General features: G+C 53.5%; 15 protein-coding genes and 1 tRNA gene. 9 read left to right on the plus strand and 7 right to left on the minus strand.

What is annotated here, in order from left to right; all coding sequences use genetic code 11:
• Positions 1 to 46 precede the first annotated feature (46 nt).
• Both P8T57_RS05025 and P8T57_RS05030 read right to left on the minus strand, forming a co-directional pair.
• Positions 47 to 1,612 (minus strand): sugar ABC transporter ATP-binding protein, encoded by a 1,566-nt coding sequence (locus tag P8T57_RS05025; protein ID WP_341364793.1) that lies wholly within the window; start codon positions 1,610 to 1,612, stop codon positions 47 to 49.
• A gap of 74 nt (positions 1,613 to 1,686) precedes the next feature.
• Positions 1,687 to 2,799 (minus strand): substrate-binding domain-containing protein, encoded by a 1,113-nt coding sequence (locus tag P8T57_RS05030; protein WP_341364794.1) that lies wholly within the window; start codon positions 2,797 to 2,799, stop codon positions 1,687 to 1,689.
• Positions 2,800 to 3,239: 440 nt separating this feature from the next.
• On the opposite strand from P8T57_RS05030, the gene P8T57_RS05035 reads away from it, so the two are divergent.
• Entirely contained in the window at positions 3,240 to 4,445 is a 1,206-nt protein-coding gene (locus P8T57_RS05035; protein WP_341364795.1) for a hypothetical protein, read from the plus strand.
• Positions 4,426 to 5,148, plus strand: coding sequence for a response regulator transcription factor (locus P8T57_RS05040; protein WP_341364796.1), 723 nt, complete (start codon positions 4,426 to 4,428; stop codon positions 5,146 to 5,148). The genes P8T57_RS05035 and P8T57_RS05040 overlap by 20 nt, the downstream gene beginning before the upstream one ends.
• 163 nt (positions 5,149 to 5,311) lie before the next feature.
• Here P8T57_RS05040 and P8T57_RS05045 read toward each other — a convergent pair.
• The 4 genes from P8T57_RS05045 to P8T57_RS05060 form a co-directional block, all read right to left on the minus strand.
• A tRNA-Ile gene (locus tag P8T57_RS05045) sits at positions 5,312 to 5,388 on the minus strand.
• 96 nt (positions 5,389 to 5,484) lie between these two features.
• Positions 5,485 to 7,554 (minus strand): RNA polymerase sigma factor RpoD, encoded by a 2,070-nt coding sequence (rpoD, locus tag P8T57_RS05050; protein ID WP_341364797.1) that lies wholly within the window; start codon positions 7,552 to 7,554, stop codon positions 5,485 to 5,487.
• Positions 7,555 to 7,671: 117 nt separating this feature from the next.
• Complete coding sequence (gene dnaG, locus P8T57_RS05055; RefSeq protein ID WP_007089846.1) at positions 7,672 to 9,564, minus strand: DNA primase; 1,893 nt, start codon at positions 9,562 to 9,564, stop codon at positions 7,672 to 7,674.
• 144 nt (positions 9,565 to 9,708) lie between these two features.
• Complete coding sequence (locus tag P8T57_RS05060; RefSeq protein WP_007089847.1) at positions 9,709 to 10,164, minus strand: GatB/YqeY domain-containing protein; 456 nt, start codon at positions 10,162 to 10,164, stop codon at positions 9,709 to 9,711.
• Between the two features lie 365 nt (positions 10,165 to 10,529).
• On the opposite strand from P8T57_RS05060, the gene carA reads away from it, so the two are divergent.
• The 4 genes from carA to P8T57_RS05080 all read left to right on the plus strand — a co-directional run bounded on the left by carA (position 10,530) and on the right by P8T57_RS05080 (position 16,169).
• Entirely contained in the window at positions 10,530 to 11,696 is a 1,167-nt protein-coding gene (gene carA / locus P8T57_RS05065) for a glutamine-hydrolyzing carbamoyl-phosphate synthase small subunit (RefSeq protein ID WP_230729467.1), read from the plus strand.
• Positions 11,697 to 11,786: 90 nt separating this feature from the next.
• Positions 11,787 to 15,029, plus strand: coding sequence for a carbamoyl-phosphate synthase large subunit (gene carB / locus P8T57_RS05070; RefSeq protein WP_230729468.1), 3,243 nt, complete (start codon positions 11,787 to 11,789; stop codon positions 15,027 to 15,029).
• Between the two features lie 104 nt (positions 15,030 to 15,133).
• Positions 15,134 to 15,607 carry a transcription elongation factor GreA gene (greA, locus tag P8T57_RS05075; RefSeq protein ID WP_007089850.1) on the plus strand — a complete coding sequence of 158 codons (474 nt, stop codon included), beginning with the start codon at positions 15,134 to 15,136 and terminating at the stop codon, positions 15,605 to 15,607.
• Between the two features lie 85 nt (positions 15,608 to 15,692).
• A complete protein-coding gene (locus P8T57_RS05080) occupies positions 15,693 to 16,169 on the plus strand; it encodes a GNAT family N-acetyltransferase (RefSeq protein WP_341364798.1) in 477 nt (158 codons plus the stop codon).
• 263 nt (positions 16,170 to 16,432) lie between these two features.
• Here the strand turns inward: P8T57_RS05080 and P8T57_RS05085 are convergent, their stop codons facing one another.
• Positions 16,433 to 16,918 (minus strand): Lrp/AsnC family transcriptional regulator, encoded by a 486-nt coding sequence (locus P8T57_RS05085; protein WP_007089852.1) that lies wholly within the window; start codon positions 16,916 to 16,918, stop codon positions 16,433 to 16,435.
• Positions 16,919 to 17,227: 309 nt separating this feature from the next.
• Between P8T57_RS05085 and trxB the strand changes: the two genes are divergently transcribed.
• From trxB to P8T57_RS05100, 3 genes are all read left to right on the plus strand, one after another.
• A complete protein-coding gene (trxB, locus tag P8T57_RS05090) occupies positions 17,228 to 18,178 on the plus strand; it encodes a thioredoxin-disulfide reductase (protein ID WP_007089854.1) in 951 nt (316 codons plus the stop codon).
• A 342-nt stretch (positions 18,179 to 18,520) separates the two neighbouring features.
• Positions 18,521 to 19,438 (plus strand): LysR family transcriptional regulator, encoded by a 918-nt coding sequence (locus tag P8T57_RS05095; protein WP_007089855.1) that lies wholly within the window; start codon positions 18,521 to 18,523, stop codon positions 19,436 to 19,438.
• Between the two features lie 998 nt (positions 19,439 to 20,436).
• Complete coding sequence (locus tag P8T57_RS05100; RefSeq protein ID WP_341364799.1) at positions 20,437 to 21,750, plus strand: adenylate/guanylate cyclase domain-containing protein; 1,314 nt, start codon at positions 20,437 to 20,439, stop codon at positions 21,748 to 21,750.
• Positions 21,751 to 22,377: the final 627 nt, after the last annotated feature.

The following is a 22,377-nucleotide window of genomic DNA, read 5'->3' on the forward strand; positions in this document are numbered from 1 at the left end:
AAATACTTTTGTCGTGAAACCATATCTGCTGGTTCTGAGCCCACATTCATAGCGATGCTCCCTGTATCTTTTTTGGTTCAGGTTGGGCCGCAACCTGTTCGGGCAGGTTAAGCGCAGCTGAAACCAGATTTGTTTCGTTAAGATCATCACCAGCAAGAGTTCGAACAACTCTGCCGTCATACATGACCAGCACACGGTCACAGCACCCGATCAGTTCATCGTAATCGGTGGAATACAAAAGGATTGCACATCCTTCTGCCGCCAGTTTCTGCAACAACTGATAGATTTCCTGCTTGGTGCCGACATCGATCCCGCGTGTCGGATCATTCAGCAGAATGATGCGTGGCTTGGTCATCAGCCACTTGCCGATCACCACCTTTTGCTGGTTACCGCCGGAAAGTGCTCCGACAGGCCCGTCAATGCCATCTGCCTTGATCTTGAGAAGTTCGACCATCTCGTCGATTGCGGCTTCTTCTGCGCGTGTATCAACAACGCCCATCCGGCTCATTCTTTCGACCGCAGCAAAGGACAGGTTCTCGCGCACAGTCATCGACAACATCAGACCTTCGTATTTGCGGTCTTCAGGCACCAGAGCAATACCGATATCATCCGCCTTCGCCATCTTGGGGCTGTTCAGTTTTACCGGCTCGCCATTGATTTCCACCGATCCGGTTGCGCCTATCAGGGTGCCAAACAGCCCCAATTGCAGCTGACGTTGCCCCTGCCCGTCCAGCCCGCCAAGCCCGACGATTTCCCCCGGCCGCATTTCCAGATTGATGCCATTGAGTTCATCGTTCCACGAAAAGTCGGTGACCTTAAGGATTGGCTCGGAGGCCGCAGGTCTGCTGCTTTTGGCGGGATAGACACTACTGTATTTGCGACCGATCATCATCTCGACAACCGCACTGTCGGATTTCGTGCCATTCTTGAACGTTTCGACTTTGGTGCCGTTTCGATAAACCGTGCAGGTATCTGCCAGTTCGGCAATCTCGGGCATGCGGTGCGAAATATAGATGATCGCCATCCCCTCATCGCGAAGGCGATGAAGCATCTTGAAGACCTTTTCGACATCGGCCGCTGTCAGCGCGGATGTCGCTTCGTCAAGGATCAGAATTTTGGGATTACGGGCCAGTGCCTTGGCGATTTCCACCATCTGACGTCGAGAAAGCGACAGATTGCTGACGGTTTCCATTGGATCAATGTTTTCACCGCCGACCCGCGCCAGCGCCTCTTCGGCGATGCGCCGCTGTGCACGGTAATCAATCATCCCGAATTTGCGTGGCGGACGGGTGATGCCAATATTGTCTGCTACCGTCAGGTCCGGCAACAGGGACAATTCCTGAAATATGCATGACACGCCAAGATCATTGGCCTGTTGCGGATTTGCAAAGCTGACCTGTTTGCCATCGATCTCGATCGTGCCGCTATCGGGCTGTACGACGCCCGAAAGGATCTTGATCAGCGTTGATTTCCCGGCCCCGTTTTCACCAAGCAGCGCATGGATTGATCCGCGTTGCGTATCAAAGCTGACATCTTCAAGTGCGCGGACACCGCCATAACGTTTGGTTATGCCCGACATGGATAATAAATAGGGAGATTTGCTCTCTGACACGGCAGTTTTCCTAACGTTATTGAATACCGCCGATGCCAAACCTGACATCGACGGTATCCAGTCGTTTATTTTTGTTAGTTGTTCTCGCCCGTCTGAGACGCGATTTCCTCTGCCGTGAAGCCAATGTTGCAAGCTTCGAAATTGTTGCCAGCAAAGAAGCTACCCGGCAGTTTTGGGAACATCTCGACACCTTCCTTGAACGGTGAATAGGAAATCGATGTCGGCAGCGCGATTTGCGATGGAACGACTTCACCCTTCAGGGCCGCAATTGCGGTTTTAATCGTCACTGATGATTGTGCTGGTCCTGTCCCGCCTGACTGGCAGGCAAGTCCTGCACTGTTGCAAAGCTGGCGAAACGCGTTCTCAGTTTCCCCGGAAATCGGCGCCTTGAATACGCCTGCATCAAGCATCGCGGTCGCGACACCTTGTGAACCACCCTGAACATAAATCCCGTCAAATACGCCACCGGCAGCAATGGCATCTGCTGTCACTTTTTGACCGTCACCAGGTGCCCAGTTGCCAACAACATCGACGACTTCGATATCGCGTCCGGATTCCTTGATTACCTCGTGGAAACCTTCATTCCGTGCGATGTCTACAGGTTGCCCAGCTGGGCCACGCACATGCAGGAACTTGGCAGGACCATCACCGCTTTGCTCCAAAAGGAACTTCCCGGCCGACATGCCAAGCCCTTTTTGATCAACGTTGATCGCGATCTGGTTGGGATCATCAATCACGTTGTCAAACGACAGAATGACGACATTGGCTTCGTTGGCCTTACGCACCACCGATCCGAATGCGCGCGTGTTGTTGGCGTTGATGATAATTGCGTCAAAGCCCTGATCGATAAAGTTGTTGGCCGCTGCAATCTGTGCCGCGATGTCTTCGCCGACAGAAACAACCTTGAATTCTTCTATCTCAGCAGCGACTTCCGGCTGTGCTGCATAGGCTTTGGCAACGGCAATCATCTGAACACGCCAATCATTGGCAATAAAGCCATTCACAAGCGCAATCTTGTAGGGCCCCTCGCGTGCAGGCCACTGGAAGTAGGCTGTGTCATCGGAAACAGGCGTGAAGCACGACGGATCCGCACCCGGACCGGCAACCGTATCGGGGCCAGCAAACGCAACCTGTGCAGCCACCATCAGTGCGACAGCGGCGGTCGTCATAGTCAGTAGTTTTTTCATGGTAGTCCTCCCGTTGGATGCGCTGTTCTTTATCGCTTCCTCAGCAGGTCAGCGCCCCTGCCCGCATTGTGCAAGTTCTTGACGTCTCGTTTGCCGCATGCCGGATCGGACACTTCTGATCAACGAACAGAAATGGCGGAACTTCAGATGGCTATAAGAGAAATTTCGTTCTCACTCAGTGTCTGAGTGGATCGAGCATTCCCCCTGATGTCAGCATGTGACTTATTGTTTAGTTTCTTTCTTTGCCGTCGACCGGCAATGCATCCGTGGATGCCCGCAAAGGCACACACATAACCATGACGCAATCTTCATATGATCCGATTAAATCGTAAAGAGCAGTTTCCGCAGAACGCATACGGTGTTACGCATCCAAGTTGCGGGTTCCCGCAAGACAAGAGAATTGCCTGTGAATATTATTGAAGAGCTGGAGGAAACCACCCATGTCGGATCTTGCTCATTACCTTCGCATATCCAATTTACTTGCGGGCAATCTCGATATTCACTCGGCATTAAGCTCGGTCAAAACCGAGATCGAGAAGATTATCGAGTTTGATCACCTTGATGTATGTCTGATTGACACGGACAAGAGCTGGGCAACCGCCTATGAGGTCGGCGTTGAAACGGCCTGGAGCAAGATGCGCTCGAACGTGCACAAGGCCCCTATCCGCGACATTTTGCTGGGTAAAACAGATCATCTATTGACGGGAAATGCCCTTCAGGACCAGCGTTTCCTTTTTCCCGGCGCGGCAAGCGCCCCAATTATTGACCATCAACTTCGCAGTCGCGTCAGTGTCGGGATGAAGGTACTTGGCGAAGTCGTTGGCTCGTTGAATTGTTCCTCGAAGAAGGAAGACTTTTACAATCAAAGCCACCTGGAACAGATGCGTATCCTGGCAGACATGCTGGCCCCCTATTTCTACGCCTTGCGCGCCAATGAAAAGGCCAACAAGGAAGCCATCATTCGCGCTGAAATCCTTGCCCGCGAAGAGGGCCTGCGCCTTGGTGCACTGAGCCTTACCGATGCACTTGAGGTAGAACGCCAGCGCATCGGGATGGACCTGCATGATCAAACTTTGGCCGATCTGACGCGGATTGCGAGGGACCTCCGCCCCGGTCTGAGCGAAGCACAGTATTTAAGATTGCAGCAGCAAGTCCAAAACATGATTCAGGGACTGCGCGATATTATTGATACCTCTATCCCTTCCATTCTCGACTTGTTTGGCTTCCATCACGCGATACAGACGCATCTTGAACGCGCCGTAAGCTATGACAGCGTTATGCAGTTCAAGGTGGATGATCAGACAGACGGCGCGATTGACCTGCTGCCTGAAACAACGCGTATTGCGGTCTTTCGCATATGTCAGGAAGCCATCAATAACGCGGTCCTGCATTCAAATGCGTCTCTTGTTTCTGTCTCGATTGCTAAAAGTGCGGATGATTGCCTGACCATCAAGGTTTCAGATAATGGAAACTTCCGGCCTCAACCCAGAAAACCGTCCAGTGGCTTGGAACACATGAAAACACGCGCCCGACTGATCGGTGCAAAATATGACCTGTCAACCTCGGACGGTACACAAGTAACAATTCAGTTGCATCAAACGACCAGACAAGAAGGAGAAACGGTGAATGAAAATATTGCTGGTTGAAGATGACAACATGCATGCAGATTTCCTGATGGAAATCGTTGAACATGCATTGCCCGAATTTGACGAAATACTACTGGCGCATAATGGCAAAGAAGCCGAAACGTTGGCGCATCAGCATCAGATTTCGGCAATCGTGATGGACCTGCGCATGAAGGAGCATAACGGCATCGAAGCGGCACGAACCATTTGGGCAGAACGTCCGGACAGCAGAATACTTTTCTGGTCAAACTATTCGGATGAGGCATATTTGCGGGGGATTACACGGATTGTCCCGGATCAGGCAGCATATGGATATGTTCTGAAAACCGCGACGCAGGACAAGATGCGATTGGCTTTGCGTGCCGTCCTTATCGAAGCCCAGATTGTAGTTGATCGCGAAGTCCATCAGATACAGGCCCAGCAAATGCGCTCCCGCAGTGCGCTGACAGAATTCGAATATCTGATATTACTTGATTTGGCGTTGGGTCTTCCTGACAAAGCTATTGCCATGCGTCGGAAACTGTCGCTCCGCACCGTCCAGAACCGCTTACTATCGCTTTATGACAAACTCGAAGTAGAGTCTCAGGACCAGAACGAAATGGGCATTGTACTGAACAAACGAACGCGCGCTGTCTCCAGCGCCATTGCGCGCAAAGTAATCAATCGCGAGGGTTTGATTGTTGCGAACAAAGAACTCGGCGAATGGCTTACACGCGCTCCTTGACTACAGCGATCTGCATCCCTTCCGATTCTATCTCCTGTACGACTAATGGACCCAAAGCCATAACCCCGAGTTATGACAATTTGGGAATTAGGGGAATTTCATCGGAAAATCTGGGAGGTTTGGGACCAAGGAGCAATACTCATATAATATGAGTATTGCTCCTTGGTAGGCCCGGAGGGACTTGAACCCCCAACCAGACCGTTATGAGCGGTCGGCTCTAACCAATTGAGCTACGGGCCCCCAAGGGGAATGGAAAAGACCGCGCCAATTGTTTGGCGCGGTCCCGAAAACTAGCGATTTTCGGGCCAAGGTCAAGCCCGAACCTCGCAAGATTTTTTAATAATCGAGGAATGAACGCAATTTGCGCGAGCGCGACGGATGCTTGAGCTTGCGCAGCGCCTTTGCCTCGATCTGACGGATGCGTTCGCGGGTCACGGAGAACTGCTGACCAACCTCTTCGAGGGTATGGTCGGTGTTCATGCCAATACCGAAACGCATACGCAGAACACGTTCTTCACGCGGTGTAAGCGATGCCAGAACGCGCGTGGTGGTTTCACGCAGGTTGGCCTGGATCGCAGCATCAAGCGGCTGAACGGCGTTCTTGTCTTCGATGAAATCGCCAAGATGGCTGTCTTCCTCGTCCCCGATCGGGGTTTCGAGCGAGATTGGCTCCTTGGCAATTTTCAGAACCTTGCGAACCTTTTCAAGCGGCATCTGCAGTTTTTCTGCCAGCTCTTCCGGGGTCGGCTCCCGACCGATTTCATGCAACATCTGGCGCGAGGTACGGACCAGCTTGTTGATGGTTTCGATCATGTGAACCGGAATACGGATCGTACGGGCCTGATCGGCGATGGAACGCGTGATCGCCTGACGGATCCACCAGGTCGCATAGGTCGAGAATTTGTAACCACGGCGGTATTCAAACTTGTCCACCGCCTTCATCAGGCCAATATTGCCTTCCTGAATAAGGTCGAGGAACTGAAGACCGCGGTTGGTGTATTTCTTGGCAATCGAAATCACGAGACGCAGGTTGGCCTCGATCATTTCCTTTTTCGCACGTGCCGCTTCGCGTTCGCCCTTGTTGACGACACCGTAAACACGGCGGAATTCACCAATCGGCAAACCGACTTCGGCCGAAACACCGCCCACCTGTTCACGCAGCTGCGCGATTTCATCCGGGTAGCGTTCGATGAAAGCCTTCCAGCCCTTGCCCGGCAACTCGCTGACGCGTTCCATCCAGTTCGGGTCGAGTTCATGGCCCTGATACTGTTTGACGAAATCGGGACGCTTGATCTTGCAACGGTCGGCAAAACGCAGAAGCTTGCCTTCAAGGCCAAGCAAACGGTTGTTCAGGCCGGTCAGGTGATCAAGCAGCTCCTCAATCCGGAAGTTGTTCAGGTGAACATCTTCCATCAGGTCAACCATCTCGCCCTTCAGCTTGGCATAACGTTTTTCGGTCGCCGCCGGAACGCTTTCGCCCTTGTTCATCGCGACAAGGCGCTGTTCCTGTGCCTTGTGCAATTTCTCATAGGTTTTGGCGATCAGTTCGAACTTCTCAAGAACCTGCTCGGTCAGTTCCTCTTCCATTTTGGAAAGTGAAACGTTGACCTGTTCGTTCTCGTCATCATCCTCATCGTCGCCATCACCTTCAGAACCCTCGGAATCTTCGTCCGACTCTTCTTCGTCGTCGTCCTCTTCTTCCTCGTCGCTGGCGGGAGCACCGGTCGGTTCTGGCGTTTCGGTTTCGGCTTCTTCGTCTTCGTCGACATCGGTTTCGACGGCGGCTGCCTCGAAATCATCGCCTTCGGTTTCTTCGGCTTCGTCACCTTCTGCGGCTGCGATTTCCGCATCAGGACCACCACCATAGGTGGTTTCCAGATCGATCACATCGCGAAGCAGAAGATTGCCAGCCTGAAGCTGATCATGCCAGTTGACGATCGCACGAATGGTCAGCGGGGATTCGCAAATCCCGCCAATCATCATGTCACGGCCAGCCTCGATACGTTTGGCAATGGCAATTTCGCCCTCGCGCGACAGCAGCTCGACGCTGCCCATTTCACGCAGATACATACGGACCGGATCATCGGTACGGCCAACATCATCTTCAGAAATATTGCCGCTCGGATCCGAGTCTTTCTCGTCATCGTCGTCGGAGTCGTCCCCATCTTCACCATCGATAACATTGATGCCCATCTCGTTGAGATTGCTCATCACGTCTTCGATCTGTTCGGAGGAAAAATGCTCCGACGGCAAGGCAGCGTTCAATTCATCGACCGAGATGTGGCCTTTCTCTTTGCCCTTGGCAATGAGCTTCTTGATGGCCGCTTTATATGTATCGAGAAGAGGTCCGTCTGCGGTTTCAGAAGAGTTCTTTTTCTCTTCAGCGTTCGAAGTCTTAGACGACATCTATTCCCCGTTTCCCGCTGGGTACAGTTCGTACCGTTGTTATCCCAAGCACTGTTTTGCTCAGCGCAAATCACAAATAGCCCGAACGCCGATCCCGCACACAAACGCATGCATCGATCAGTCGTCGAGCTTAAACACTTTTTCCCGGCGCCGGGCCAGATCGTCGCGTCTATGCGAAAATCTTTCCCATTCTTCCTCGCTGATATCTGCTGCCAACTGTCGGACGGCGTATTTTGCCTCTTCGTCCTCCAGGGAGCTTACAGCCATAGAAAAAACCTGTTCCCAACCCGCGCGAGCCCGTTCGAGCGGCGTTTCGGGCCTAGCGAAAGCGGCGTGCGCCAAAATATCCGCACCTACCACCCGCAAAACTGTCTCTGACAGCCCGTCGCGCTCCAAATGGGCCTTGATTGCATCGGAATCAAGTCCGGGATCACCGTCAAGGAGCTTTAAGACGGCACGACGAAGATTGTCAAGTTCGGAGTCAGCACAAGAGTAGATTCCGAGCCGTTCGCCAACATCATCATGCAAATGCGGATGATTGATCAGCGTCACCAGCAAAATACAATCCTGCAGGCTCCGTCGCTTATGCATGGGCGGACGCAACATCCCCGGAACAGCTTTGCCCGCTGGTTCCCAGAAATAGTCTTTTTTTCCGCCCTTGCCACCCCTGGCAAATTTTTTGTTCTGGTATGTTCCACTACTGCGCGCGGCGCGCCCTGCTCCGCCTGTGGCACGATCCCCCTTGAACAACTGCCAGATACGATCACGAAACATCGACTGGTATTGCGATCTGACGGCATCATCACCGATTGCCGAAATGCGTTTCTGAATATCGGCCTCAAGGGCGGCACGGCGTTCCGGTGTATCGGTTGCCCGCCCGGCAACCTCCATACGCCAAACCAGTTCGGCCAGCGGCACCGCCATATCGAGAATCTTGCGGAAATTGGCAAAACCGTTTGCCCCGGCCATCAGACTATCGGGATCCTCGCCTTCGGGCAGAATTGAAAACAGCAATGATTTGCCCGGACGCAGGATCGGAAGCGCACGTTCCGCGGCACGCACCGCCGCACGCTTACCCGCGGCATCACCATCAAGACACAGGATCGGCTCGTTGGTCATTTTCCAAAGCTCGCCGATCTGCTCCTCTGTGACCGCAGTTCCAAGAGGCGCCACCGCCCCGCGGAAACCGGCCCGATGAAGGGCAATCACATCCATGTAACCCTCGGTCACGATGATCGGTGCATCCTGCTGGCTGGCTTCACGCGCCTGCGGCAGGCCATAAAGGAGCTGGCCCTTGTGAAACAAGGGTGTATCAGGGCTATTCAAATATTTCGGCTTAGTGTCACCCATGACACGCCCGCCAAAAGCGACGACCCTGCCACGCCGATCAAGGATCGGAAACATCACACGCCCACGGAATCGGTCATAGGTCTGGCGTCCCTGATCTTCGGGCTCGATCAGAAGCCCCGCCTCGATCATCAGGGACTCGTCAAACTCTTCGCGCTTGAGGGCAGCCTTGAGCGCCCCACGGTTATCAGGCGCAAAGCCCAGTCGAAAATCCGCAATCGTTTTATCGTCAAGGCCACGACGGCGAAAATATTCAAGCCCATCGCGGCCTTCGGGCATATGAAGCACGCGTTCGTAAAATACACAGGCCGCTTCCATCACTTCGTAAAGTGTTTTGGCCTTTTTCTCACGCTCCTGGGCTTCACGTGATGGTTTGGGAACATCCATGCCCACCTGATTTGCCAGAACCTCGACCGCCTCGACAAAAGTCAGGCCGCGGGTATTCATCACAAAGCTGATCACGTCACCATGCGCGCCACAGCCAAAGCAGTGATAAAATCCCTTTTGTTCGTTAACCGTGAAAGAGGGGGATTTTTCGGAATGGAACGGACACAGGCCGGAATATTCCCGGCCGCGTTTAATCAGCTTCACCGACGTACCGACAATATCCGCCAGTCCGACGCGCGCCCGCAGATCGTCAAGAAACGACTGGGGAAAGCTCATGATTGTCCCGATCCCGTGATCATGTTGATACCAAGTCCCGTTTTACCCTTTAATTGTTCCATTGTCTGGAATCCGGGCTTAGGGACGACGAAAGCCGGACGATTTTACACGCCCGGCTTCCATTAAAAATAGCTATTCTCGAAATCAGCCGAGAAGTTTTTTCGCAACACCGCCGGCTTTGCCGAAATCCATGCAGCTGGCGTATTTTTCGCGAAGTGCTGCCATCGTCCGGCCCATATCCTTCAGGCAGGTCGCGCCAAGGTCGGTAACCACCCCCTTAACAGCCGCCTCGATTTCATCATCGGACATCTGTTTGGGCAGGAACCGTTCAATCACACCGATCTCTGCGGCTTCCTGTGCCGCCAGTTCGGGGCGATTGCCCTTGGTGTACATTTCGATGCTTTCGCGACGCTGTTTGACCATCGCCTGCAGCAGGGTCAGGATTTCCTCGTCGGAAATGCCATCGGTGTTCCCCTCGCCGCGTGCCGCAATATCGCGTTCCTTGAGTGCTGCCAGGATCAGGCGCACGGTAGTCACGGATACGGCATCCTTCGCGAGGACGGCCTTTTTCAAAGCGTCTGTAAGCTGCGATCGCAGCATGGCTTGTCTCTGATTCTGTGGAAGAAAGGAGCGAACATACCCCAAAAGCGCCATCTAGGCAAAGAAAACCTTTCCATTTAACTTATTGATTTAAAAGGAAAAATAAAAGTTTGGATGCATCCTTGACAGGGCAGCACGACTCCCGTAGACATCCGCCAATTTGCCTGCCGGGATGAGGTTTTTACCCGCTTTCAGCATATTGTACCGACGTCTTTTGGCGTTGCGGTAGATGCGACTGGGGATACCTTGCCATGTCCGCATGCCCGATATGCAGGGGAATTGGGCCGTTTTTCTCGGCCTGCTCGTAATTATTATATATAAAGATTCCGTGTCTCACCGTGGAAAGATCGAAAGGACATTCGCCAATGTCAGCGCCCACGCACACCCCGCCTCCTGGTGCTTCTGCCGTTCTGGTACTTGCCGATGGTTCTGTTTTCTGGGGACGAGGCGCTGGTGCCCGAGGAGAGGTTGTTGGTGAAGTCTGCTTCAACACCTCGATCACGGGCTACCAGGAAATCATGACCGACCCGTCCTATGCCGGGCAGATGATCACTTTTACTTTCCCCCATATCGGCAATGTCGGCACCAATGACGAGGATATCGAAAACACCACCCCCGTCGCCCTTGGTTGCATCCTGCGCCAGGACATTACCGAGCCGTCCAACTACCGTTCACAGGGGCATTTCAATGACTGGCTGGCAAAACATGGCCGGATCGGTATTGCCGGTATCGACACCCGACGCCTGACCAAACGCATCCGGAACGAAGGCGCACCGAACGGTGTGATCTGCCACAACCCGGATGGCAAGTTCGACATCGATGCCCTGATCGCCAAGGCCAATGAATGGCCGGGCCTTGAAGGCATGGACCTTGCCAAGGACAATAGCTGCACCGAAGGCTATGACTGGGATCAAACGCTGTGGACCCGCGAAGGCGGTTACGGCGAACTGGGCAATGCCAAACACCATGTCGTTGCCATCGATTACGGTGTGAAACGCAACATCCTGCGCAATCTTGCCGCCCTTGAATGCAAGGTATCGGTTGTTCCGGCAACGACGTCCGCCGAAGAAATACTTGCGATGAACCCTGATGGGATTTTCCTGTCGAACGGCCCCGGCGATCCGGCGGCAACCGGCGAATATGCGGTTCCGACCATCAAAAAACTGATCGACAGCGGCAAACCGGTTTTCGGCATCTGCCTTGGTCATCAGATGATGGCGCTCGCCCTTGGTGCGAAAACCAAAAAGATGGATGTCGGCCATCGCGGTGCGAACCATCCGGTGAAGGACACCACAACCGGTGTCGTCGAAATCACCAGCCAGAACCACGGCTTTGTCGTCGACAAGGACAGCCTGCCCGACAATGTTGAAGCAACGCACTTCTCGCTGTTTGACGGATCCCTTGCCGGGCTTCGCCTGAAAGACAAGCCGGTGTTTGCGGTTCAGTACCATCCCGAAGCATCCCCGGGACCGCACGATAGCCATTACCTGTTCAAACGTTTCGTTAGCCTGATCGAAGACGCGAAAGCCTGATAGCGCGACAACATCAGCGACAAGCGATTAACGGACTTAATTTCGGGCGGTGCAGCAATCGCGCCCGCCACGCCAAAAGCGGAAAAAGACATGCCGAAACGTACAGATATCAAATCCATTCTTATCATCGGTGCCGGTCCTATTGTGATCGGTCAGGCTTGCGAATTCGACTATTCAGGCGCACAGGCCTGCAAGGCCCTGAAGGAAGAAGGCTATCGCGTCATTCTGGTCAACTCGAACCCGGCAACGATCATGACCGATCCGAACCTGGCCGATGCGACCTATATCGAACCGATTACACCTGAAATGGTTGCCAAGATCATCGAAAAGGAACGCCCGGATGCCCTGCTGCCGACCATGGGTGGTCAGACAGCACTGAATACCGCGCTGGCACTTTATGACGATGGCACGCTTGATAAATATGGCGTCGAGATGATCGGTGCGAAAAAGCACGTGATCGAAAAAGCCGAAGACCGTCAGCTTTTCCGCGAAGCCATGGACAAGATCGGCCTTGAAAGCGCGCGTTCCGCAATGGTCCGTACCTTTGAAGAAGCCGTTGTCGCCCTTGAAACCACCGGTCTTCCTGCCATCATCCGGCCGAGCTTCACCCTTGGTGGTGAAGGCGGCGGCATTGCCTATAACCGCGAAGAATTCGAACAGATCGTTCGTAATGGTCTGGCGATTTCGCCGACCCATACGGTTCTGGTCGAAGAATCCATTCTTGGCTGGAAAGAATACGAGATGGAAGTCGTCCGTGATCACGCGGATAACTGCATCATCATCTGCTCTATCGAAAACGTCGACCCGATGGGCATTCATACCGGGGATTCGATCACCGTTGCCCCGGCCCTGACCCTGACGGACAAGGAATACCAGATCATGCGCGACGCCTCGCTGGCGGTCCTGCGCGAGATCGGTGTGGATACTGGCGGCTCGAACGTTCAGTTCGCGGTCAACCCCGATGATGGCCGCCTGATCGTTATTGAAATGAACCCGCGCGTGTCGCGTTCGTCTGCACTGGCGTCCAAGGCGACCGGCTTCCCGATTGCCAAAATCGCGGCCAAACTGGCTGTTGGTTACACGCTTGACGAACTTGATAACGATATTACCGGTGTCACCCCGGCTTCGTTCGAGCCGACCATCGATTATGTCGTCACCAAAATTCCGCGCTTCACCTTCGAAAAATTCCCGGGTGCCCAGGCGCTTCTGGGGACGGCGATGAAGTCGGTTGGCGAAGCCATGTCGATTGGCGGCTCATTTGCCGAAAGCCTTCAGAAGGGCCTGCGGTCGATGGAAACCGGCCTGACCGGTCTGAACGAAGTGAAAATCGAAGGCGCGCCGGACAAGGCCGCGATCCGCGCAAAACTGACGCAACCGATGCCGTTCCGCATTCTTTATGCGGCACAGGCATTCCGTCACGGTCTGACTCTTTCGGAAATCCAGTCGGCGACCAAGTTTGACCCATGGTATCTGCGCCAGATCGAAATGCTGGTTGCCGAAGAAGAACAGGTTCGTGCCAAAGGCCTGCCTAAGGACAAGCAGGAATTGCTGCGTCTCAAGAAACTCGGTTTCTCGGATGCGCGTCTGGCGGAACTGGCTGGCATCGAAGAAGACGCCGTGCGCGAAACTCGCCAAGCTATGAACCTTCGCCCGATTTACAAACGCATTGATACCTGTGCGGCCGAATTCCCGTCACGCACGTCTTATATGTATTCGATTTACGAAGGCGACGGTTTCTTTGAACCGGAAAACGAAGCCGAAGTCACCGATCGCAGGAAAGTCATCATTCTTGGCGGTGGCCCGAACCGTATCGGTCAGGGCATCGAGTTCGACTATTGCTGTGTTCACGCGGCCTATGCGCTTCGTGAAGTCGGTATCGAGGCCATCATGGTCAACTGCAATCCGGAAACGGTTTCCACCGACTATGACACTTCGGACCGCCTGTATTTCGAACCACTGACGGCCGAAGACGTGATCGAACTTTGCCAGCTTGAGCAAAGCAAAGGCGAACTTCTGGGCGTGATCGTTCAGTATGGCGGCCAGACCCCGCTTAAACTGTCAGCCGCACTTGAAAAGGCCGGCATTCCGATCCTCGGCACCAGCCCGGACAGCATTGACCTTGCCGAAGACCGCGACCGGTTCCAGGAACTGATCCACAAGCTGGGCCTGAAACAGCCGGCCAACGGCATTGCCCGTTCGGTCGACGAAGCCGTCAAGATCGCCGAAGGCATCGGTTACCCCATCGTTATCCGCCCAAGCTACGTACTGGGCGGCCGTGCGATGGAAATCGTTCACACCACCGAAGACCTGCTGCGCTACATGACCGAAGCCGTTCAGGTTTCGGGCAAAAGCCCGGTTCTGATCGACAGCTTCCTTCAGGATGCGATTGAAATTGATGCCGACGCGGTTTCGGACGGCGAAAATGTCTTTGTCGCGGGCATCATGCAGCATATCGAGGAAGCCGGTATCCATTCCGGTGACAGTGCCTGCTCGCTACCGCCCTATTCGCTCGGTCAGGACATGATTGATCGCCTGAAAGAACAGACCGTGCAACTGGCCAAGGCGCTTGATGTTGTTGGTCTGATGAACGTGCAGTTCGCGATCAAGGGTGATGTGATCTATCTGATCGAAGTCAACCCGCGTGCCTCGCGTACTGTTCCGTTTGTTGCCAAGGCCACCGGCAACCCGATTGCAAAAATCGGCGCGCGCATCATGGCAGGCGAAAAGCTTTCGGACTTCAAGATCAACGAAGGTCCGTTCAAGCATATTGCGGTCAAGGAAGCGGTGCTTCCGTTCAACCGCTTCCCGGGTGTCGATACCCTGCTTGGCCCGGAAATGCGCTCAACCGGCGAAGTCATGGGCCTTGATACCGATTTCGGTCGCGCCTTTGCCAAGGCCCAGATGGCGGCGGGTCACGATTTGCCGCAATCTGGCAAGATCTTCATGTCAGTCAAAAACTATGACAAACCGGCCGCTGTTCAACTCGCACGCGACGCGATCGAGCTTGGCTTTGTGATTGTTGCGACGCATGGCACTGCCGAAGCTCTTGAAAAAGAAGGGCTGGACGTCACCCCGGTCAATAAGGTACAGGAAGGACGTCCCCATATCGTGGACATGATGAAGAACGGCGATATCAACCTGGTATTCAATACCACCGAGAGCAAACAGGCTGTGGTCGACAGTTTCTCGATCCGGCGGACGGCACTCAGCAACGATATTCCGTACTACACCACGATTGCCGGTGCCCGCGCCACCCTGCGTGCCATCGACAACCTGAAACGCGGAGCACTTGCAGTGCGACCCGTTCAGGAATATCTTGGGGACGAGTACTGAGGTTCCTTTTCGAACCCGTTCAACGAGTTTAGACCGCCCGGCGGTATCTGCCGGGCGGTCGATTTTGTAGTATCGATCGCTAATAAGAATAGGCTGTGAGCGCGATGGAAAAAGTACCTATGACCCCGCAAGGGCATCAGCGCCTCGAAGAAGAGCTGAAGCACCGCAAATCCGTCGAACGCCTTGAAATCATCAAGGCGATCTCGGAAGCGCGCGAGCATGGCGATCTCTCGGAAAACGCCGAATACCATGCCGCGCGTGAACGACAGAGCTTCTGCGAAGGTCGAATTGCCGAACTGGAAGATGTTCTTAGCCGCTCCGAAGTCATCGATATCAAGTCGCTGGCTGGATCGGTCGTCAAATTTGGCGCGACCGTGCATCTTGTCGACGAGGACACCGACGAGGAAACCACCTATCAGGTCGTCGGCCCGATCGAGGCAGATATCAATTCCGGTCGCATTTCGACAACATCCCCGATTGGCCGTGCGCTGATTGGCAAGGCTGTTGGTGAATCCGTAGAAGTTACCGTGCCTGGGGGCACGAAGAGCTACGAGATCCTGAAGGTCGAATTCGCCTGATCCGGTTATGATATCTTGCGAAAGTACGGCCCGATGTTTATCGGGCCGTTTTTTTTGATCCAAATACCCTGCACAAGCATTTGCCATGACACCTGACATCATCATTTCCCACGCCCGCCCGGAAGACAGCGTCCATGTCGCCGACATGTCCAATGCCCTGCATGTCGAACTTGATTACGACAATCCGCCCCATACGACCGAAAGCATCCATGAAATGATGTTCGGGCCCAAGGCACTGATCAAAAGCCTGATCGCATGGGATAGGCGTAGCGCTGTCGGACAGGCGATCGTTCAGCCGTTCTATAACCCGGATTATTCAAAAATCGGGTTATGGATGACCGAACTTTATGTTGTGCCAGACATGCGTTCGGAAAAAGTTGGCAACAAACTGATGAAGGCTCTTGGCAAATACGCCTTGGATCACGGCTATATTTCAATGTGGTGGTCCGTCCTGCATCGCAACGAGGCCGCCTGCCGGTTTTACGAACGGCTAGGCGCGCGTAACTCCGGCGCCCTGCAGTATGAAATTGATGGCGATGAGTTAAAGAACCTTGGCCAATAAAACCACTGATCATCAAGCACGTGACAAAGAATTGAATTCATAATATTTTTTGGCATCATTCTGAAATGATCGTTCTGGAAAGATCGAGAACACCAACAGCGTGCGACGCCCGGCCGGGGGGATAACGGGCGTCTCAAAGCGGAGCCAGTCACATGATTGGCTCCGCTTTGATTAACGACAAACCTGTTTCTGGCACGCAGACAAAACAAAACCGGCAACCTCGAAGGTGCCGGTTTTTATCTATCGGACTGATGCAATTCAGCTCAGTCCTCGGCCTCGATATCAATCGGAACACCGGGCTGGTTTTTGGCGGTACGAATCGAGAGTGCCGATTTCACGTGATTGACGTTTTCCGCAACCGTCAGTTCGGTTGTCAGAAACTTCTGATATTCGTCCCAGCTGTGTGAAACGATTTTCAAAAGGAAATCCATTTCACCGGCAACCATGTGACATTCGCGCACTTCCGGCCATGCAGCGGCACGGCCTTCAAAGGCGCGCAGATCATGTTCAGCCTGGCTTGCAAGACCGACCAGCGCAAACACGGTTACATTATATCCAAGCGCCTGCGCATCAACATCGGCATGATAGCCCTGAATGAAACCGGCTTCTTCAAGCGCACGGACACGACGCAGACAGGGTGGCGCAGAAATACCTGCACGGCGTGCAAGTTCCACATTGGTCATGCGGCCATCTTCCTGGAGATCGCGCAGAATTCTGCGGTCGATCTTGTCGAGTTTGACCCGTTGCATTTATCCCTCGATTCTGTGCGCTGAACTTACCCCGGACGAAACAATATTACAGGGGGCCAGTACGCTGGCAATAATATATTCGGCAGCAGAATGCAATCTGCCCTTTTGTAACGCGTACAAATGCACTGCACAATTTTGTATCAAAACGTTGCAAACCGCTATTTTCCGCCAATCGGAATGTCAGGCTGAAAAGCAACATCGGACACAGTTCCGAAAACCTTGCAAAACATCGTGCGAGGCGGTTGCGCAATGCCATATCACCCCATATGTTCGAAACCTGTTTTTCACCGACCACAATATGCAAAGCACATGGCCCAGGAACATAACACCAAAGTCCTCATCATCGGATCCGGCCCGGCCGGTTACACAGCAGCGATTTATGCTGCACGCGCCAACCTGGAACCCATGATGGTTATGGGCCTGCAACCAGGTGGTCAGTTGACGATCACGACAGATGTTGAAAACTATCCCGGCTTTGCCGATGTCATCCAGGGCCCGTGGCTGATGGATCAGATGAAGGCGCAGGCCGAGCATGTCGGAACCAAAATGGTCCACGACCTGATCACCGAAGTCGACTTTTCGAAACGCCCCTTCGTCTGCAAAGGCGATTCGGGTGATGTCTATGTTGCCCAAAGCGTGATCATTTCAACCGGCGCACAGGCCCGCTGGCTTGGCCTTCCGGGCGAAGAAAAATTCAACGGTCGCGGTGTTTCCGCATGTGCCACCTGTGACGGGTTCTTCTATCGCAACAAACCGGTTGTGGTTGTTGGGGGCGGCAATACCGCGGTTGAAGAAGCTCTTTATCTTGCCGGGATCTGCTCGAAGGTGACGCTCGTGCACCGTCGCGACGAATTGCGCGCGGAAAAAATGCTGCAGGATCGCCTGCTGAAGCATGAAAAGATCGACGTCGTCTGGGACAGCGTCATTGACGATATTCTTGGCGGTGACGGCCCGATGGATGGCGTTGAAGCCGTTCGCGTGCGCAATGTAAAAACCGGCGATCTGACAGACATTACTGCGGATGGTTTCTTTGTTGCGATCGGCCATGATCCGGCAACCGCCGTGTTCAAAGGACAGATCGACATGGATGACGAAAATTACATCCTTGTCAAACCGGGCAGCACCACAACCAACGTCAAGGGCGTCTTTGCCGCAGGCGACGTGACCGACAAGATTTACCGTCAGGCGGTTACCGCAGCAGGCATGGGGTGCATGGCCGCCCTCGAAGCCGAAAAGTTTATTGCCGAGCACACCGAATAAACACGGCAACACGAGAACCAGATATGATAAAGGGGTGCTGATGGTGCCCCTTTTTTCTGTGCGTTAGACGGAAATACAACCTTTTTCGCAATGCACGAATACGCTGTTTCCGGGCAATCCCCTGAGTTCATTTACGAATTCGGCGTGAACGAAATCACCACTTTCGCAATTGGTTGCTTGCAGATCGCGTCAAAGGCCTCATATTGATCTAATGATATCAGTTTGGAAGCAATTCCGCATGCGGCTTAACAGTGTGGAAACCAAATGCTTCTAAGAAGAAGATAAAGAAGTATCAGGGGACTGTTGCGGCAATAGCGCGACAGTGACATTAGGAGCAGGTCTATGGACTGGGACAAGCTGCGTGTTTTTCACGCTGTTGCGGAAGCGGGAAGCTTCACACACGCGGGGGAAAATCTCAATCTGAGCCAGTCGGCTGTCAGCCGGCAGATCAGCGCACTTGAAGAAAGCGTCAAGGTGCCGCTATTCCATCGTCACGCCCGCGGCCTTATCCTGACCGAGCAGGGTGAACTTCTGTATCGCACGGCCCATGATGTGTTTGCCAAGCTTTCCATGGCCGAAGCCCGCATTCGCGAATCCAAGGAACGCCCCAGCGGTCCGCTGAAGGTCACCACCACGGTCGCCTTTGGCTCAACCTGGCTGACACCGCGGATCAACGAATTCCTTGAACGCTATCCGGAAATCGAATTGTCGCTGGTACTCAACGACGAGGAACTCGATCTTGCCATGCGCGAGGCCGATGTTGCGATCCGCATGCAGCCCCCACGTCAGGCCGATCTGGTGCAGCGTCAACTGATGACGCTGCGTTATCATGTCTTCGCATCCCCCGAATATATCAAGCAGTTCGGCATTCCGAAGAAACCCGAAGACCTGAAAGATCATCGCCTGATCATTTATGGTGCGGATGCGCGCCCGCCGGTTTCCAACGTCAACTGGATGATGGCCGTCGCCCAGCAGTTCAAACCGGACATGCGGCCGATCCTGAAGCTGAACAATATCTATGGTATCTTCCGTGCGACCGAGTCCGGGCTTGGTATTTCAGCTCTGCCCGATTACCTGCTGCCCGCCGACAGCAATCTGGTCCGCATTCTGCCGGAACTCGAAGGGCCAAGTTTCGATGCCTATTTCGTTTATCCCGAAGAACTGCGCCATTCCAAACGCATTGCGGTGTTCCGTGATTTCCTGATCGAGGAAATCAACAAGGTCAAAGCAAAAGTCAATGCTGCCGCTGCCGCTGACTAACGCAAACGGCAGCAAGAGAATCCAAAGCCCCGCAACAAATCTGGTTGCGGGGCTTTTTTCTTGCGTCTCAACGGAACAATACAACCTTTGATTTACAGCACCCCGCACGATGACATACCGACGACGGCCAAACCTGAGCGCGCATTAGTAAATCACTGACATGATGCGCAGGTTTATCAGGATGCAAAATCGGGCCTTTCAAGAAAACGCAGTCATAATAGCTTCAATTTACTGACATTTTTTCGCCATGCACTGAGCGCATGGTTGGATTGTCGTTATTCTATTTTTAAGCGTAAGATCATATGCGTATATTCACATCAGAAGTTGTTAGCGACCGCAAACGCGAAGAGCGCTTTCACCTTTTCCTGATCTCCGCATGATCCGTCCGCCGAAACGTTATTCGGCTTGGAATCTTCCTTGGATTCCTCGTCTCCCAGACGTTAAAGCCTCCCTGTTGATCTTGCCGGTAGCTTCCCCTAGCTACCGGCATTTTTTTCGCATTCGCACAATTAAGCGGCAGTAAACTGATCAAAAGATTGGGAACAAGCGCATTAGAATCCATAAATATTTTATATATTTCAGTTACTTACAGGAAAAATTTTCGCAGCCCAAGATTTATGCAATTTACGCATGGCTGAATGAGCAATTTGACAGTGGTGTTTCCCGTCAAAAACGCTATCTTCCTCTTCGAACCGCAGCGGTGAACAACCGCATCGCGGTACAGAGTTTTCTCCCTGACCGAATTTCGGTCTTTGCCGGGCGCCCTGCCCGGCATACCCAGGGCCCTGAGAAGGGTCCTACGTCTCCCAGACGTGAAGCCTCCCTGATAAACTTGCCGGGCATTCATTTGCCCGGCTTTTTTTTGCCCTGACGATATCCTCACCATCACCACGCGCAACTGTGACCCGCCGCACCCCGACTTCACCTTGGCAGTCTCACCGAAACCACGCAGTATGAAGCTTGCGCGGATATGCGCCTGGTAATCGGGGATAAAAATCATGCAGAAAAATATCGGTCAGTTCCTGTTTGGCAAACCGGCACAGGATCAACTGCCAGACCGTGTGCGTGATGCAATCGCCCATCAGCAGCAAGACAGCGAAAAACTGATCGGCTGGGTGCAGCTCTTGCTGGTGACGATCTTTGCGACCCTTTACGCCGTCTCACCCAAAACATTCATGAACACCGGAATTCATCCTGTCCCATGGGCTTTGGGACTATATTTCATGTTCACCTTTATCCGACTGGCACTGTCTTATCGCAGCAGCCTGTCAAACTGGTTCCTGACCCTGTCGGTTATTGTCGATATTGGTTTGCTAATGGTCCTGATCTGGAGCTTCCATATCCAGTATATGCAACCGGCAAGCTTCTATCTCAAATCGCCGACCATGATCTATGTGTTCATCTTCATCTCGCTGCGCACCCTGCGGTTTGACCCGCGTTATATTTTGCTGGCGGGCGCAACGGCGGCAATTGGCTGGCTGATACTGGTCTTCTATGTGATCTGGAGCGAACGCGGCCAAAGCATGATCACGCGGGATTATGTGACCTATCTGACATCCAATTCGATCCTGATCGGGGCCGAGATCGACAAGATCATTGCCATTGTTCTGGTATCAACCGTGTTGGCGATTGCAGTTTTGCGCGCACAACGTTCGTTCACCCGTGCCGTCACAGATGAAATCGCGGCAAGCGAGCTGTCACGCTTTATCTCGCCCGAGGTCGCCGCGCGCATTACCCACGCAAACCAGCAAATCAAACCTGGCGATGGTGAAGCCGCAAGGGCCACCATCATGTTTACCGATATCGAGGGGTTTTCCGGCGTTTCCGAAAAGCTGAGCCCGCAAGAACTTGCTGCAATGCTCAACGAGTATTTCGCCGCGACCAGCAATGTGATCAATAAACATGGTGGCGTGATCACCCAATTTCAGGGCGACGCAATGCTGATTACCTTCAACGCGGTAAAAGCCGATCCCGACCACGCATTAAACGCAGTACGGACAGCAATTGATATCACACGGGTCTGTGCTGAAACCACATTTTGCCATGGCGGCCGGCTCAAAACCCGTTGCGGGATCAATACCGGCGATATCGTGATCGGTGCGGTTGGATCGGAAAACCGTCTGACCTTCACCGTCCATGGTGACAATGTCAATATTGCCGCCCGGCTGGAACAGCTAAACAAACAATATGGCAGCTACATCCTTGCGACCGAGGATACCGTCAGGGCCTGCGAGGAAGGTTTTGCCTGGCAAGCGCGCGGTGAAGTCACCGTGCGTGGGCGCGAAACGCCAACACCGATCTTCAGTCTCTAGGGTCAGGCCCCACAAAGAAAAAGCGCGCGGCGGGCGATTTGCCCGCCCCACGCTTTTTGGGGACAGATGGTCTTGGGGAGACCGGTCAGATACGGTGCCTTGACCTTGGGGTGCAGATCACTGCGGGGGACAGTGATTTTAAAGGTCCCGGTGAGTAGCGAGGGAGGGGCGCTTCACCGGCGTTTCCGCATCTGACAATTGTGAATATGCCCTTGAATTGGGGCGTAAAAACCGGCCGGTAATGACCATTCAGGGGCAAATTGGGGCAAAATAAAGTTTGGAGCTGAAACCGCGAAAAACCTGTTTCCGTTCGGGAAAAAAGAAGGGGCGGGATTTACCCGCCCCATTTTCGGGGTCTTCATGGTCTTGGGGAGACCGATCAGCGAGGTCTGCAATTGTTCTTTCTTCGGGGGAAGATGAAAGAACGGGCCAGAAGACGTTTGAGGGGGGACAGAAGGTTCTGGCCGTTGCCTCGACTGACAGTGACCAATCTGCCTTGTGAATAGGGCAGGAAAACAGGTCGCATAGGGCCATTTGAGGGCGAATTATGGTCAAAAAGAGGCACGGATACTCCAAACCCGCGATAGCGAAATGAACAATAATGATCTATCCTGAAGATTGTCCGGT

The sequence above is a fragment of the Thalassospira sp. SN3W genome (assembly GCF_038070535.1).
In the GTDB taxonomy this organism is placed as follows: domain Bacteria; phylum Pseudomonadota; class Alphaproteobacteria; order Rhodospirillales; family Thalassospiraceae; genus Thalassospira; species Thalassospira xiamenensis.

What these genes read in the sequence shown, in the direction of transcription:
- P8T57_RS05030 (WP_341364794.1), bottom strand. Translation starts at nt 2,799, where the DNA reads ATGAAAAAACTACTGACTATGACGACCGCCGCTGTCGCACTGATGGTG.
- P8T57_RS05035 (WP_341364795.1), top strand. Translation starts at nt 3,240, where the DNA reads ATGTCGGATCTTGCTCATTACCTTCGCATATCCAATTTACTTGCGGGC.
- P8T57_RS05040 (WP_341364796.1), top strand. Translation starts at nt 4,426, where the DNA reads ATGAAAATATTGCTGGTTGAAGATGACAACATGCATGCAGATTTCCTG.
- rpoD (WP_341364797.1), bottom strand. Translation starts at nt 7,554, where the DNA reads ATGTCGTCTAAGACTTCGAACGCTGAAGAGAAAAAGAACTCTTCTGAA.
- dnaG (WP_007089846.1), bottom strand. Translation starts at nt 9,564, where the DNA reads ATGAGCTTTCCCCAGTCGTTTCTTGACGATCTGCGGGCGCGCGTCGGA.
- P8T57_RS05060 (WP_007089847.1), bottom strand. Translation starts at nt 10,164, where the DNA reads ATGCTGCGATCGCAGCTTACAGACGCTTTGAAAAAGGCCGTCCTCGCG.
- carA (WP_230729467.1), top strand. Translation starts at nt 10,530, where the DNA reads ATGTCAGCGCCCACGCACACCCCGCCTCCTGGTGCTTCTGCCGTTCTG.
- carB (WP_230729468.1), top strand. Translation starts at nt 11,787, where the DNA reads ATGCCGAAACGTACAGATATCAAATCCATTCTTATCATCGGTGCCGGT.
- greA (WP_007089850.1), top strand. Translation starts at nt 15,134, where the DNA reads ATGGAAAAAGTACCTATGACCCCGCAAGGGCATCAGCGCCTCGAAGAA.
- P8T57_RS05080 (WP_341364798.1), top strand. Translation starts at nt 15,693, where the DNA reads ATGACACCTGACATCATCATTTCCCACGCCCGCCCGGAAGACAGCGTC.
- P8T57_RS05085 (WP_007089852.1), bottom strand. Translation starts at nt 16,918, where the DNA reads ATGCAACGGGTCAAACTCGACAAGATCGACCGCAGAATTCTGCGCGAT.
- trxB (WP_007089854.1), top strand. Translation starts at nt 17,228, where the DNA reads ATGGCCCAGGAACATAACACCAAAGTCCTCATCATCGGATCCGGCCCG.
- P8T57_RS05095 (WP_007089855.1), top strand. Translation starts at nt 18,521, where the DNA reads ATGGACTGGGACAAGCTGCGTGTTTTTCACGCTGTTGCGGAAGCGGGA.
- P8T57_RS05100 (WP_341364799.1), top strand. Translation starts at nt 20,437, where the DNA reads ATGCAGAAAAATATCGGTCAGTTCCTGTTTGGCAAACCGGCACAGGAT.